Annotated in this window: 1 protein-coding gene; it reads right to left on the reverse strand. The window is 57.9% G+C overall.

Annotated elements, in window-relative coordinates:
- Nucleotides 1–198 precede the first annotated feature (198 nt).
- A complete protein-coding gene (locus tag H1B37_RS13460) occupies nucleotides 199–16,968 on the reverse strand; it encodes a CARDB domain-containing protein (protein WP_182867183.1) in 16,770 nt (5,589 codons plus the stop codon).
- Between the last annotated feature and the right edge of the window lie 154 nt (nucleotides 16,969–17,122).

Consider the following 17,122-nt stretch of genomic DNA (forward strand, 5'->3'; position numbering starts at 1 on the left):
AAGAAACATTCAAAATCCCGGATATTGTTGATTAAACAATCGACCGATTGAGAGCTGGGGAGAGAGTGGCAGAAAGGCGGTCATGATTGTACCTCGGGCGGCGACCGCATTGGCGGTCGCAACAGGAATTCTTTGATTACATGCATCGTGGCGTCTTGTTTGTTTGAACTACGAGTGTCATGAATTGCAGCACACCGTTCAGCCCTGATCGTCTGCGAGCAATTCCACCAGGCGTTCATGCTCCTCATCAAACAGCGTGACGGTTTCTTGAAGAGCCAGGTCTTGAGCTTCGCGCAGGCCATCCGCGGCGTTTGCGTCATTGTCGGCCTCTCGTCGCGCCAGTTCGGCGACGAGCGAGGCTGCGTCTTGCGGATCAGCTTGATCGAACGGACTCGGCGATCCGGACGTGAGCGGAGCACTTGAAACCGCGGCCGTGTTGCTCGCGACTGGTTCAGGAGCACTCGTTGACCGTCCAAAGGATTGGGCAACCAGAATTCGATCTCGGACGGTGATTCGTCCATCGCGGTCGAGATCGGCATTCGGATCGAAACCGGGCATGCCTTCGCTGCGTCCGATTGCCCCCAAGACGACAAGCATGTCTGCATTGTCAACCATGCCGTTGCCGTCGGTGTCACCGCTCAAAACATGAAATCCAAGCTGATAGTCTCCGCCAGAGAGTCCATCGGCATCGCCATCGATCCCGAACCCGGAACCGGAGGTTATCTGAATTGCGTTCAGCTTGAAAATGTAATAGCCATCCGGCAAAGTCGATTTTGATCCTGAAAAACTGTCCAACGACCATCGAAGCGTCTCGCCCGGAACTCCATCGGTGAAGTCGACAAGGAATTGATTCGGGGCGAGCGTCAACTCGCCGATTTCGCTGCCGTCGGGCGCGAAACGCAGCAATGAAACGGCATCCATGAAGACGCCTTCGTCCAGCAAGTTTGAAACGTTGGTTTCGCGATCGAATTTGATTTGCAAGGAATCGACGTAGGATCGTGATGTCAACCCGTCTTGAATCGTCGCGTCGACAATCTGCGGGCCGAACGGACCGGTCTGCGTTGCCGCATCGGCGACGTTCGGCAACGCTTCGATGTTCCCGGCGCGGTCAATGGCAACGCTAAAGAATTCGTAGTGAAAGCCTTCTTCGCCCGTGAACGTTGTCTCAAATACATCGCTCAGCCTCTGGAAGTGTCGATAGTCGCCCCCGTTGGTCGAAACGAACAGATCAACCGATGCGATTCCACTTCCGGCGTTTCCATTTCCGAGGATCGGATCGCTCGTCTCGAGCCGGAGTTCGAAGGTGGGTGCGCGTTGATTGACCGCCAGGGCAAGGACTCGGCTCTCTGGAGATTGGGAGTCGAGTGTCCAAGCTCGCGTGATGATGCCGCTGCCCGTTCCACCGGTTTGCGTGCGGATCTGCGAGAGGTCGATCGAGACTTCATACCGCCCCTCACTGGCGACAGCGTTTTGAATCCCTTTCACGTAGAGCGTCTGTCCATCGGCGGAGATTTCGAACTCTCCAGCTTGCAACAACAGGTTGCTTCCATCGTCTTGGCGAATTGAAATCGAGTCCGTGGAGACGGAAGATGGATCGATTGGCGATGCGAATCGCACGCTGAATTCATCAAATCCTTCGCTCGCGTAAACTTCCGGTAAACCGATGATGCTGTTGAGCACAACCGGATCGGCGAGCAGGGTGAGACTGCGCGGTTCCGATCGCGTGACGTTTCCGGCAGGATCAATCACGCGTACTTCGATATCATGTCTGCCGACGGTTTCCAGATCGATTGGGATCGAGAACTGTGTGCCGCTGATCGTTTCGATCGCCAATTGGCGATCGTTGACCATATCGCGAATAACAACTGCAAGCCCGGATTCGGCAAGGTCGCCTTCGACAATCAATTGACCTGAACTGACGACGTCTCCGGCGACCGGTCGACCGGACTCAAGGAAGACCAGATCGGCCGGCGCGACAGGCGCATCAAGGTCGATGGTCCACGAAGCCGTCATGTGACCGGAACCAGTGTTTCCGGCCAAGTCCATGATGTCGTCAGCGAAAATCGACAGTGAAAACGAAGCGATCTGGGGTGTCGCGACGAACCCTTGGGCCCAACTGATGCCAGAAATGCGATATCGTCCACCACCCTGGTCAGAGACAACAACTCGCGAATCGTCAGCGATCAGATTGACCGTGCCAGTGTCTCGAGTCAGCCGGATGTCATCAACAGTGAATGTCGAGCGATCGATCGGCTCGCTGAACTGGACATCGATTTGCTGGACAACAATATTCCGGGGGTTGGTTGCCGGATCGATGACTTCGACGACTTCGGGATCGGTGCGGTCCAACACCCAGGACGAGGCCAGATATCCGACACCACCGGTGCCACCCAGGTCGATCAGTTGGCTGCCGTCGATCGCCAGCGTGATTGTTCCGTCGGAATCAATCGCCGCGTCAAGGTTGCCGATCTCGTACAACGCGTTTTCAACGTGGTTGAAGGTGAGTTCGGCCGTGGAAACGGTTTCACCGTCGTCTGCCAAGAAGAAGGCATCGATCAGGGATTGCAGTTCGACATCTTCTGTCAAACGGATCTGGACTGAGCCGGGAAGTTCGTTGCTGATTCCCGTGGGGACGCCAATGAACTCAACGGTGGCAGGTGCGGCTTCGCCTTTCACCCAAGTAAACGTTCGGGTGTTTTCGCCCGTGTTGCCGACGACATCTTCGATCGTCGAGAGGTTGACCTCAAATGCGTAAACGCCGTCTTGGGCGGTCACCTCCGCCAAATCGTCCACTCGAACCTGGTGTCCAGATTGAACGTTGATCTGGGGAATCCAGGATGTGATCGGCTGCCCATTGAGGAGCAGTCGAAAATCGTCGGCGGAGACTGTAGCTGGGTTGATGGTTTCGTCAAATTCGACCAACAGCGAAGTTGCCGGAGCATTGATGGGTGAAGCGATGCCCGAAAACGCACGGATGTCCGGTCCGGTCACGTCTCCGTTAGAAAAGACGAGTTCGTAGCTGCCCGTGCTGTCAAAATCCAACAGATGCAGTCGGTTTTCGTAAATGGGGCGTTGCCCCATGCCGACGAACGTGCGATCGCTTTGCCAAAAGTTCTTCATGGGCAGCAGACTGCCGTCGTCGCGTCGGATGGCGACCAATTCGAAGGCTCCATCGCTGGGATCGTCCAACGCCAGATAGCTCCATCCGTCTGGCATCGTTGCCGCTAGAGGGACTGTCAGGTTAGCGAGTGTCGGCGATTCGATGGTGAGCGGATCTGTTCCCATCGAAACGGGCGCCGAAGTCCCGTCGGAAAGATAGAGCGTGTCTGGAAGGTCGTCAGGATCCGCCACATCATTGGCCAGGAAGTCAGGAATGTTGTCTATCACGCCGGACGAAGTCGCATTCACCGTGCGGATCAGTTCGTGCACCTGAACATCCTTGATCAAACTGATGTCGGGGCGTCCGAAGTCGCTCAGGTGCTCAAAACGGGCGTTGTATTCGGTGAACAGTCCTTGCAGAGTTGATTCCATCAGGAATTCAGCCGTCCCAAGTTCACCCGGGCCCAATTCGCCGAAACTGGCAGTCAAGCTGCGTTCGGCCGGCTGTCCGTTGACGCTGGCGCCAACGATTTCAAAATCGATCAACAAGCCGTCTTCGTTCTCGATGATCTTAGGACGTGCCGATTCGATCCGCAGCTGATGAGCGATGCCCGCGCCATCGTTTCTGATTTGCACGCCGAGTGAAAACGTCTCGGTCGGTTCGATCTCGGCGGTGTACGGATCATCGCTCACCACGTCTCGCTGCCAGAAGTAATCCAGGTACAGTTCGGGGATCGGCAGTACTTGAATGTTGATGGGGGTGAACGCCGTTTCGATGGTCCGACCATCCAACCGGTACGAGAGCGTGCCGGTGACGAAATACTCCATCGGGCCGGTGGTCGCCGCATCCGATGAGGGAACGATCAGCCACGTGACACCGCCATTTGATTCCGCAGCCAGCGTTCCGCTACCGTCGATTCCCGTCAAATCTCCGCGGGTATCGAACGTGATTCCAAACAGGTCCGACCGGTCGGTGCCCTGCGCATCGATGATTTGGACGCTCGCCCCGAGTGATTCCAAGCTTTCCGTGTCGAACGGATTGTCGATCTCGAGATCGGCCTGAAAGGCTTGCCTTGTCTGCACCACGTCCTGGCTGACTTGCAGTCGAACGGTAGCACAATCAATGCACTCGTCACGAGTTTTGATCGTCGGCGGTGAAAAGACTTCGATCGGACCGGGAAGGCCGCCGATCGGCACTGCAGGACCATAACTGCCTCCGAAGCCTCCCGTTGAACCGTAGCCAGCGGTTCCACCGGTGTTGCTGCTGCTGCGCGGGTTTCCGATCCGAACGGAGGTCGAACTGACCGTCGAAACCGAGCAATTCCCATCAACATTGTAAACCAGGATCGGCACTTGCCTGCACACCGTTCGAGGTCCGGATTGATAGCAGTATTGCGTCCACGCATTGATGCTGCAGGGGACGGATTCGGAATCGTTGATGCTGCCGCCCTGGCTGACAAAATGATTCACACGCGTGACCCGAACAGGAATCGTCACGCTCGAATTGGCTGGCAAGACCGGGATTGCATCGACCAGCGGAACGATCTCGTAGAACGGATGCTCGTCAAAGAAGATGGCGATATCGGTCGCTTGGACGAGCCCATGGTTGGTGTATTTGATCTCGTAGAGTTGCGTTTCTCCGATTCGATCGAGATCTTTCAAGTCGATGCTTGCGTCGACGACGACGACGGGTGCCGGGACATTGGTTTCAAAGGTCGCGTCGATCGTGATGCGGGTGCGATCTTCGACGGCGATTTCTTCGACGGTCCAGGTGTACTCGACGAAATCTCTGGAGATAAACGCGGTCACCTCCATCGTTTCCCCCGATTCGATTTCGACCAACTCTCGATAGCTGTCGTGATCCGCGGCACTGACTTCGAGATAGTATTTTCCGGCGGGGACATCGGTCAATAACATGGACCCGTCTGCAGCGAGATGGATCGAGGGAGAATCGCCGGTCGGCGGAGAGCTGCCGCGACTGTCAAACACGATGTCGTTGCTGATCGCATCGCGGAGAAGTAGATCCGCCGTGGTGACAAGCGGTTTGTCATTGGCGTAGTAGTAGAACTCGTCAACGACGTTGACCTTCAATCCGCCGACCTCATCGGAGATCGCGCGGATGTCAAAGCCGATCGGCAAGTTGGAATTGCTCGCCTGAACAACGATCAAACCTTGATACCGCGTCAGCGCGAGGTCCGATTGGGGGCTCAGCAGCAGCGTCACCTTGGCGGACTCGCCCGCAGCTAGGCTGTTGATCTGGCGACCGGATCCGACCGACAGCCAGCCAGCCGAGTCGGGCAGGAGAACCTCCAGAGGGCCTGACGGGGCGCCGCCTCGGTTTTCGAGAGTGAATTCGAGAACTTTTTGTTGCCCAACGGTCATCGTTGTCGTTAGTGTGCCGATGTCAGCGACCAGATGGGCCGATTCCGCCAGCAGTACCACCGAGATCGGGATCTCGAGCGTTGGTGCTTCGTTGGTGTGGATCCGCAGCACGAAACCCACGCTGCCGGGGGTCGCACCAATGCCTGTGAGGTCGTATTCGATCTCGAAGCTCCCCGACGGCGAAACACCGGTGCTTCCCCCGGTGACGGCCGGCGTGACCGTCAGGCCACCGGTGACATCGAACGCATCAACGGTCAAACCGGTCAGGCCGACGTCGGCAAGGTTTTTGATGCGAATCGTTTGCGTGGTCGATTCCCCCAGCGGTAGGCTGATTTGATTCACGCCGCGAGTCGGCTGCAATCCCAACAACTGGAACGTGTCTTGGGGCGTCGCAGCCGTGACGCCAGGGTAGACAGCAGCCACACTGTAATTCCCGCCTTCGTTGGAGAAGGGGACGAAGGTCGTGCTGAATGCGCCATCGCTGTCGGTTGATGTTGAAATGACACGCCTCGTCCCGCGAACCCAGATTTGAATCTCGACGTCGACGGATGAAGCCGGAGTCCCGTCCGTGTTGGTGGCAACACCGGAGAGGGGAATCGAGGTGCCCACGGGTGCCGAGTCAATTGCCGCGGTCACGGTCGCGGAGTACGGTGCGGCGATCGAAATCGCCACACCCGAGAACGCGATATTGTTGCTTTCAAGGGACTCTGCTATCGCATCGTTCGGGTCCACTTGGACCATCAGGTAGTACTGCCCCGGCAACTCGGGCACGGAGACGTTGGCGGTACGGCTATACGACTGCCCGATTTGAAGCGTGCCTTCGAACGCCACGGTTTCAACCGGCAGACCGTTGCTGCCCTGTTGATCGGTCGACCAGAAGAGGCGTTCTGCCCAGGAACCGTTGGCGTCTCCCGTCCCATCATTCATGACGCGCCACTGAACCGATGCCACGTCACCGATCGTCGCCGCCGTGGGAACTTCGACTTGATCGACTACAAGGTCGGGTCCGTCACTATCGGTGATGGTGAGCGACACCGATGCCGCCGGGAATCCCGGAGCAGTAGCGGTCAGGGCCACGAGTTGATCACCGTCGACCACAGCATCGGGGACACCGGAGATGACGAAGGTTGCCGACGACAATCCGGCAGGAATGGTGACGGTTGGCGGAACGCTCATTTCACTCGAATCGCTCGAAGTGAGCTCGACGATCAGATCGGCTTCGAGCACGCCATTTTGAGTCACGGTGACTGTCCCGCTGCCAGATTCATCCATGGATAATGGAAAGGCATCAAACGTCAGTTTCGGTCCGTCATTGTCGATGACGACCGTCGTTTGATCGACAGTGGTGCTCGGGATCGCGGGGCCGCCTTGGTCGGGAAGTGCCGACGCCGAGATCGTTACCGTTCGGTCACCGTTGACGTCGCCGTCTTCAAGGCTTGCAAGAGTGAAATCCGCCGACGTCGCTCCGGCTGGGATCGTCACCGTTGGCAAAACGAACAACGAAAACTCGTCCGACGATGTCAGTTGAATCTGCGTAGGTAGCAATCGCGGCACGCCAATGGAAACTTGCCCGGTGACCGATCCGTCGAGGGTTCCTTCGTCGATCGAGGCTGGCAGTGACAACGCGATGGTCGGCAGGTCGCTTTGATTGATCGAAAGCGCGGCCGCAGTGTCGGGGTATCCCGGCGCTGACAGGTTGAGGAGTCCCAGTTCGTCGCCCTCGATTAAATCATCTTGAACTGCGACGATCGTAAACGTTGCCGATGATTGCCCCGCAAGAATGGTGATCTGATCCGGAAAGCTGAAATCGGATGGAGAGTCCGATGCGACGTCAACCAAAAGATCGGAGTCGGTCGGGCCATTGTGCGTCACGGTTACCGGTGTCGATTGACCTTCGTCCAAGGCGTCGACCGACATTTCAACATGCAATTGAAGAATGTCAGTATCAATCACGCTCAGCAAATAGGTCTCATCTGGAAATCCAGCTGCGGAGGCCGTGATCGTAACGGGCTGATCGCCATCAACGGTTTGGTCGACAATGGCTTGGACAGGGATGGTGACGGAAGCCACACCGGCCGGAATTGTGACTTCATTGGCAAGCGAAACCTGGCCGCTCTGATCGACCGAGATCGCGACGACCAGAGCTTCGGAGGTGCTGCCGTTGCGGGAAAGCTGGAGTTGGGTTCCCGTTCCACCCTCTGCGATCTGGGTCGTGTTTCCAGAAAGAGTCAATTCGATTGGGATCTGTGTGCCGGACTCAGACCAAAAGTCATTCTGTTCATCGCTTTCTTCGATCTGACCGAACGCATCAAGTTCGACGACAAAGAACGTTTCACCAGCCAATCCGGTCACCGGCAACGTCAGCGTCTCGGAACGAAGCAGAGGCTCCGAACCGGGCGTTAACTGGTCATTTCTGGTAAACGTTCCCATGAGTTGGCGATGACCGCCGCTGGTGCTGTCCGACAAATAGACACGTTCCACCCATGGTCCGTCCGCGGTTTCAACCCCTTCGTTTTCGACAGACCAAGAGATCGTGAATGCAGCACCCGGGTGGACCATCGCGGGCGTTTGTATCGAGCCACCGGTGACAACCAAGTCGGCGAATTGACGCTCGACGAAATCGAAAGCCGTGGATGCGAGCGTGTTGTTGTTTTCGTCAGTCTCTAGCTCTTGATCGGCGAAATCAGAGACGACAAGGAGGTGATACCGACCGAGTTCGATCGAGCTCGGAAGACTCAGTTCGGCCGTGAGGGTGTATTCGTCTCCATTGGCATCCAGACCGGTCACTTCGTAGGCCCCGGGAAAGATTGCCGTCAGCGAAACGTCCGACGGATCGAAGACTTCATCCGGCGACAGAAAGATCTGATCGTACCACGTACCGTAGGTCGGCCCGTCTCCTGCATTGGCGACGGAGTAGGTGAAGCTGAATGGATTGTCCTGGATAATTGTCGCAGGAACCGACGCGCTGGTGGGTGTTAAATCCGGCTCTAGCCGCCGATCAATTCGCAGCAAGTTCGATGCATCGATGTTGTTGTCGGCATTGTTGAATTCGAACTGTGAACCGTTGTGGTTGACCTGCACAAGCAGGTAGAAATCGCCTTCGAGACGCGATGGCAAAACGACGTCGGCTGAATACTGGGTGGACTGGCCGATTTCCAACGGCAAATTGGAGTTGAACGTTCCGAGCACGACGTCGCTGGCATCCAGGACCGGATCGCTTGACAAGTAGATCCGGTCCATCCAGCTCGCGTTGGTCGATCGAATACCGTCGTTGGTCGTCGTCCACGACACGGTGATCGAATCATCGCTCGTTGCAGTGGCGGGCGCAGTGATTGCGCTGGGGATCAAATCGACAAATCGTGACGGCGCGATCGAGACTTGATTGCCGGCGGCAATATTGGCTGCATGGTCGTCGTGCTCATAAATGGCATTGTCGCTGTCGGTGAGAACAAACCAGTAGTAGTCGCCATCCAGCCCCGACGGGATATTTCCCGACCATTGGCCGTAGTAAGATTCTCCGGCCGCGAGCGACGTGTTGTGCTCGACTTCGGCAACGATCACGTCATCGGCATTCCCGAACGTCATGTCGGTTGACAAGTAGAGGCGATCTCGCCAATCGGAAACGCTGCCGGCTCGGCGGCCATCCCCCGTCGTCCCAGTCCCCTGATTGGTGACTCGCCACGTGACAAGGGCGGATTCTCCGACAACACTCGGATCAGGACCGGCGAAGACCTGATCGACGGCGAGGTCCGCGTACGGAGTCAGAGTGATTGATAACGGGCTCAGTGACCGGACGTTGTTGTCTTCGAACAGGAACTCGGCAACTTGGTCGGTGTAATCGGTTTTGATAAACAGGTGGTAGTCACCGGACAGGCCGATCGGGATTTCGACGCTGGCGGTGGCGTTATAGTTTTGCCCGACCGCAAGGACGCCAGTGTGAGTATGGCTGGTGAGAATGATATCGTCCCCATCGCCCAATTGATCGTTCGAGCTAAGGATGATCGTATCCATCCATTGATCACTTTGGGTGTCGACGGCTCCAAAGTTGCCAACGTTCCAGTCGATCTGCACCGTCTGGCCGCTTTGCGGCGCATCATCACTGATCGACACCGAGGCAATCGACAAATCGGCAAAGTCCAGGGAGCTGGTTGGTTGAATGGAGACGTCAACCACGTAGTTCGCCCAAGGGCCTTCGCCGGCAAATCCGACGACATCGACGTAATAGGTGCCGGCCTCGGTGATGTCCGCTCGAACGACATTGGCATCCACCGGATTGGGGCTCAGCGAGATGACTTGATTGGAACCGGAGCGGATTTCCAGCGCGGGAGTCAGGGTGCTGTAGTCGGGCAAACGGATCCTGGCGAGGATGGTTTGCCCGGAATCGACGGAGCCGAGATTGAAGAAGTCCTCGTCGACCTCGCTGCCTTCGCCTTTCATGATGGTCCCGCCGACGGTGATCGACACGGTATCTCCATCAAGATGCCGAGTCACCGAATCCGCTTGGCTGACCGTTTCATTGGCGTAGTTAGCGTCGGTCTCCAGGTCGATGCCACGGGCAACGTTGACTCTCAGGTCATAATCCACCGGTGCGTCGTCCCAGCGGTATTTCCCGGCGATGACGAAGTAGGTTGTCGTTGCCGGAAGTCCGTAGCCGCTGATGTACACATCGTTGTTCGGTCCGTCCCCACTATCATTGAGTCCGTCAGATGCCAGTGAGATGACCCCGTCGCCGGCATCGTTGAGCCGATACAGCTGGATGGAGGGCCGGTCTCCGATCAGTTGCTGTCCCCAAACATCCACCCGGTCACCGGCTTGGCCCTCGAAACTCCACCAGTCGTACTCGCCATAGCTGTTGTTCGGTGCCGGGTCGATCGATCCGCGTCCCACTTCACTGCGCAACCAACCGGTCCCGTTGGCATCGGCGATAAGAGCGAGCGGGGTTGCGTTTTCATAAGATCCGTTGTCCGCTCCCTCGAAGACCTCTCCATCGGCAACCGCGTCGACGGTGAACAATCGGACGAAGTCGCCTCCGGCGCTGCCATCGTTGTCTCCGTCGAGGGCATTTCCGGAGACGCCATCGGCCACCGGCAGGTCGGTCAAACTGTCGGCGACGGTCAGTCGGTAGTTGCCGTCGGCGAGCGGGCCATCGGTGATGGTGAAGTTGAGCGTTTGGTTGCTGCGGCTGTAGCTGAGTCCGTAGACGGCGTCATCGGCGGTCTCGAACAGGCCGTCCGGACCGGCAGCTCTCAAATCAAAGGCATCATCGCTGAGCGTATCCGGGTCCAGTTCACTGAGCGTGACGCTAAAGGTGCTCAGCACACGTTCGAGCGTTCCGCCTTCGTCGGGCAGCCTGCCGATCGCGGTGACAACCGGCGGGACAAGGTCACGCAGTTCGACAGACGCATCGAGCACGTATTGGGCCTGGACACCCGCGCCGGCGATAAGCGGATCACCGGGTTCGGCCGCTGTCTCCATGATGCCAGACAGATGATTGGAAGGGTAAAGGTCATACCACAGTCCGTTGGTCTCCATGTAGGCATAATCGTAACTGGGGGTGTTCGGTTCGTTGCCTGCCCAGCGGGTGTAGGTAACCGGCGACCCATCGGTCCACTGATAATTGCCTTCCGAATCCTGGTCGGTGAAACCGATCCAACGTCCCCCGCCCAGCGTGTCGTAGATCAGTTGGTTTTCTTCGGCCGAAGCGATTGAAGCGAGGTCCCCACCGGCAGCTTGTGCCTCGGCACGAACGATGCCCCAGTCGTTTGATGGGCCGATCACTGAGAATCGACTGCCGTTGTTGATCGCGAAAGCAGTTCGAACACGTGCGTAGTAGTGTCCATCGACTGTTGCGGTGTAGTCGAGCGACAACGGACCACTACCGTCGGTGTTTGCCAAAACGGAGCCGGAGGAATCCAGGATCTCCAACGTCGGGTAGAACTCGCTCCACTCGGGGCGATCAAGAGCAAGGCTGATCAAGGAGTCGGCTCTCATGAAGCCGAGCTGGAAGACATCTTGATCTGTATTGCTTGATTCGGTCGCCATCACGGTTCCGGCCACACTGGCCGATCTCAGTGCACCCGTCTGTTCAAAGGGCAAGCCGTCGGCGCCATTGATGGAATCGTTTACATAGTTTGCATCGGTCTCCAGGCCAGTGCCACGGGCAACATTGACTCTCAGGTCATAATCCACCGGTGCGTCGTCCCAGCGGTATTTCCCGGCGATGACGAAGTAGGTTGTCGTTGCCGGAAGTCCGTAGCCGCTGATGTACACATCGTTGTTCGGTCCGTCCCCACTATCATTGAGTCCGTCAGATGCCAGTGAGATGACCCCGTCGCCGGCATCGTTGAGCCGATACAGCTGGATGGAGGGCCGGTCTCCGATCAGTTGCTGTCCCCAAACATCCACCCGGTCACCGGCTTGGCCCTCGAAACTCCACCAGTCGTACTCGCCATAGCTGTTGTTCGGTGCCGGGTCGATCGATCCGCGTCCCACTTCACTGCGCAACCAACCGGTCCCGTTGGCATCGGCGATAAGAGCGAGCGGGGTTGCGTTTTCATAAGATCCGTTGTCCGCTCCCTCGAAGACCTCTCCATCGGCAACCGCGTCGACGGTGAACAATCGGACGAAGTCGCCTCCGGCGCTGCCATCGTTGTCTCCGTCGAGGGCATTTCCGGAGACGCCATCGGCCACCGGCAGGTCGGTCAAACTGTCGGCGACGGTCAGTCGGTAGTTGCCGTCGGCGAGCGGGCCATCGGTGATGGTGAAGTTGAGCGTTTGGTTGCTGCGGCTGTAGCTGAGTCCGTAGACGGCGTCATCGGCGGTCTCGAACAGGCCGTCCGGACCGGCAGCTCTCAAATCAAAGGCATCATCGCTGAGCGTATCCGGGTCCAGTTCACTGAGCGTGACGCTAAAGGTGCTCAGCACACGTTCGAGCGTTCCGCCTTCGTCGGGCAGCCTGCCGATCGCGGTGACAACCGGCGGGACAAGGTCACGCAGTTCGACAGACGCATCGAGCACGTATTGGGCCTGGACACCCGCGCCGGCGATAAGCGGATCACCGGGTTCGGCCGCTGTCTCCATGATGCCAGACAGATGATTGGAAGGGTAAAGGTCATACCACAGTCCGTTGGTCTCCATGTAGGCATAATCGTAACTGGGGGTGTTCGGTTCGTTGCCTGCCCAGCGGGTGTAGGTAACCGGCGACCCATCGGTCCACTGATAATTGCCTTCCGAATCCTGGTCGGTGAAACCGATCCAACGTCCCCCGCCCAGCGTGTCGTAGATCAGTTGGTTTTCTTCGGCCGAAGCGATTGAAGCGAGGTCCCCACCGGCAGCTTGTGCCTCGGCACGAACGATGCCCCAGTCGTTTGATGGGCCGATCACTGAGAATCGACTGCCGTTGTTGATCGCGAAAGCAGTTCGAACACGTGCGTAGTAGTGTCCATCGACTGTTGCGGTGTAGTCGAGCGACAACGGACCACTACCGTCGGTGTTTGCCAAAACGGAGCCGGAGGAATCCAGGATCTCCAACGTCGGGTAGAACTCGCTCCACTCGGGGCGATCAAGAGCAAGGCTGATCAAGGAGTCGGCTCTCATGAAGCCGAGCTGGAAGACATCTTGATCTGTATTGCTTGATTCGGTCGCCATCACGGTTCCGGCCACACTGGCCGATCTCAGTGCACCCGTCTGTTCAAAGGGCAAGCCGTCGGCGCCATTGATGGAATCGTTTACATAGTTTGCATCGGTCTCCAGGCCAGTGCCACGGGCAACATTGACTCTCAGGTCATAATCCACCGGTGCGTCGTCCCAGCGGTATTTCCCGGCGATGACGAAGTAGGTTGTCGTTGCCGGAAGTCCGTAGCCGCTGATGTACACATCGTTGTTCGGTCCGTCCCCACTATCATTGAGTCCGTCAGATGCCAGTGAGATGACCCCGTCGCCGGCATCGTTGAGCCGATACAGCTGGATGGAGGGCCGGTCTCCGATCAGTTGCTGTCCCCAAACATCCACCCGGTCACCGGCTTGGCCCTCGAAACTCCACCAGTCGTACTCGCCATAGCTGTTGTTCGGTGCCGGGTCGATCGATCCGCGTCCCACTTCACTGCGCAACCAACCGGTCCCGTTGGCATCGGCGATAAGAGCGAGCGGGGTTGCGTTTTCATAAGATCCGTTGTCCGCTCCCTCGAAGACCTCTCCATCGGCAACCGCGTCGACGGTGAACAATCGGACGAAGTCGCCTCCGGCGCTGCCATCGTTGTCTCCGTCGAGGGCATTTCCGGAGACGCCATCGGCCACCGGCAGGTCGGTCAAACTGTCGGCGACGGTCAGTCGGTAGTTGCCGTCGGCGAGCGGGCCATCGGTGATGGTGAAGTTGAGCGTTTGGTTGCTGCGGCTGTAGCTGAGTCCGTAGACGGCGTCATCGGCGGTCTCGAACAGGCCGTCCGGACCGGCAGCTCTCAAATCAAAGGCATCATCGCTGAGCGTATCCGGGTCCAGTTCACTGAGCGTGACGCTAAAGGTGCTCAGCACACGTTCGAGCGTTCCGCCTTCGTCGGGCAGCCTGCCGATCGCGGTGACAACCGGCGGGACAAGGTCACGCAGTTCGACAGACGCATCGAGCACGTATTGGGCCTGGACACCCGCGCCGGCGATAAGCGGATCACCGGGTTCGGCCGCTGTCTCCATGATGCCAGACAGATGATTGGAAGGGTAAAGGTCATACCACAGTCCGTTGGTCTCCATGTAGGCATAATCGTAACTGGGGGTGTTCGGTTCGTTGCCTGCCCAGCGGGTGTAGGTAACCGGCGACCCATCGGTCCACTGATAATTGCCTTCCGAATCCTGGTCGGTGAAACCGATCCAACGTCCCCCGCCCAGCGTGTCGTAGATCAGTTGGTTTTCTTCGGCCGAAGCGATTGAAGCGAGGTCCCCACCGGCAGCTTGTGCCTCGGCACGAACGATGCCCCAGTCGTTTGATGGGCCGATCACTGAGAATCGACTGCCGTTGTTGATCGCGAAAGCAGTTCGAACACGTGCGTAGTAGTGTCCATCGACTGTTGCGGTGTAGTCGAGCGACAACGGACCACTACCGTCGGTGTTTGCCAAAACGGAGCCGGAGGAATCCAGGATCTCCAACGTCGGGTAGAACTCGCTCCACTCGGGGCGATCAAGAGCAAGGCTGATCAAGGAGTCGGCTCTCATGAAGCCGAGCTGGAAGACATCTTGATCTGTATTGCTTGATTCGGTCGCCATCACGGTTCCGGCCACACTGGCCGATCTCAGTGCACCCGTCTGTTCAAAGGGCAAGCCGTCGGCGCCATTGATGGAATCGTTTACATAGTTTGCATCGGTCTCCAGGCCAGTGCCACGGGCAACATTGACTCTCAGGTCATAATCCACCGGTGCGTCGTCCCAGCGGTATTTCCCGGCGATGACGAAGTAGGTTGTCGTTGCCGGAAGTCCGTAGCCGCTGATGTACACATCGTTGTTCGGTCCGTCCCCACTATCATTGAGTCCGTCAGATGCCAGTGAGATGACCCCGTCGCCGGCATCGTTGAGCCGATACAGCTGGATGGAGGGCCGGTCTCCGATCAGTTGCTGTCCCCAAACATCCACCCGGTCACCGGCTTGGCCCTCGAAACTCCACCAGTCGTACTCGCCATAGCTGTTGTTCGGTGCCGGGTCGATCGATCCGCGTCCCACTTCACTGCGCAACCAACCGGTCCCGTTGGCATCGGCGATAAGAGCGAGCGGGGTTGCGTTTTCATAAGATCCGTTGTCCGCTCCCTCGAAGACCTCTCCATCGGCAACCGCGTCGACGGTGAACAATCGGACGAAGTCGCCTCCGGCGCTGCCATCGTTGTCTCCGTCGAGGGCATTTCCGGAGACGCCATCGGCCACCGGCAGGTCGGTCAAACTGTCGGCGACGGTCAGTCGGTAGTTGCCGTCGGCGAGCGGGCCATCGGTGATGGTGAAGTTGAGCGTTTGGTTGCTGCGGCTGTAGCTGAGTCCGTAGACGGCGTCATCGGCGGTCTCGAACAGGCCGTCCGGACCGGCAGCTCTCAAATCAAAGGCATCATCGCTGAGCGTATCCGGGTCCAGTTCACTGAGCGTGACGCTAAAGGTGCTCAGCACACGTTCGAGCGTTCCGCCTTCGTCGGGCAGCCTGCCGATCGCGGTGACAACCGGCGGGACAAGGTCACGCAGTTCGACAGACGCATCGAGCACGTATTGGGCCTGGACACCCGCGCCGGCGATAAGCGGATCACCGGGTTCGGCCGCTGTCTCCATGATGCCAGACAGATGATTGGAAGGGTAAAGGTCATACCACAGTCCGTTGGTCTCCATGTAGGCATAATCGTAACTGGGGGTGTTCGGTTCGTTGCCTGCCCAGCGGGTGTAGGTAACCGGCGACCCATCGGTCCACTGATAATTGCCTTCCGAATCCTGGTCGGTGAAACCGATCCAACGTCCCCCGCCCAGCGTGTCGTAGATCAGTTGGTTTTCTTCGGCCGAAGCGATTGAAGCGAGGTCCCCACCGGCAGCTTGTGCCTCGGCGCGAACGATGCCCCAGTCGTTTGATGGGCCGATCACTGAGAATCGACTGCCATTGATGATCGCAATTTCGGTCCGGACGCGTGCGTAGTAGTTTCCGTCTGACGGAGCGGTGGTCGTTGTTGTCAGTGTCCCGTCGGCCGCAGAGGAAATGATCGCCCCGCTCCCATCTAGAATCTCCAGAATCGGTGACAGTGTGCTCCAAGCTGGCAACTGCAGAGAAACGTCGATCGACGAACTGGCACGCATGAAGCCGAGATTGAAAACGTCTTGATCCGTGTTTGTTGATTCCGTTGCCATCACGGTTCCGGCCACGCTGGCCGTTTTCAATGCTCCCGTTTGGGCGAAATCCAGTGAGTTCGCGTTATTGAGGCTGTCGTTGCGATAGTTTTGATCCCATTCGAGGTTGATCCCGCGGGCGATGTCGACGCGAAATTGGTAGCCGCCTGAGGTTGTGTCCGTGTCCCCGAGCACTTCGATGTAGAAGCGACCGCTGGTCGGGACCGTGTACACCTGTGTCAGACTATCGCTGCCGGCGCCCGAGTCGCGGTCGGAACGCAGCTCGCCCCCGGCGGAGTTTCTGAGAACGATTTCCGGATCGAGCGAGCTGTTGTCAGCCTCGGCGGCGACAACGATCCGATCGCCTGCCAACGCGGTGAACGTGAAATAGTCGGAATTTCCCGCGTCGATGTTTCCAGACGCGAACGCCGCGAGATAGCCGCTGTTGGCCGGAGCCTCCGCGGGTGCGAGCTGTGTCGCGAAGAATCGATCGTCGTTCGGTTCCACTTCAGGCGTGATCGACGCGGCAAGCATCGTGCGGGCCTCAAGGAGTTCGCCGCGAAGCTTCGAGCGTCGTTGCAGATTCCGTTTTCGTTCGCGAAGACGCTGCGAACGAAACTGGTTTTTCGAAAAACGGCGCAGTTTGAAAACCATTTCCGTAGTCCTGGATTGAATGTCGATGCGTTTCCGCCAGTCATCGAACTAGCCCGGCATAGCCCAGATGGTATAGTGCGACACCTCCCCGAATGCGCAAAGAATGCGCAAACCGCGAGACCTGGGATAGTCAATTCGAGGGGGTTTCATCACC

The organism is Stieleria mannarensis (assembly GCF_014154935.1).
GTDB lineage: Bacteria > Planctomycetota > Planctomycetia > Pirellulales > Pirellulaceae > Stieleria > Stieleria mannarensis.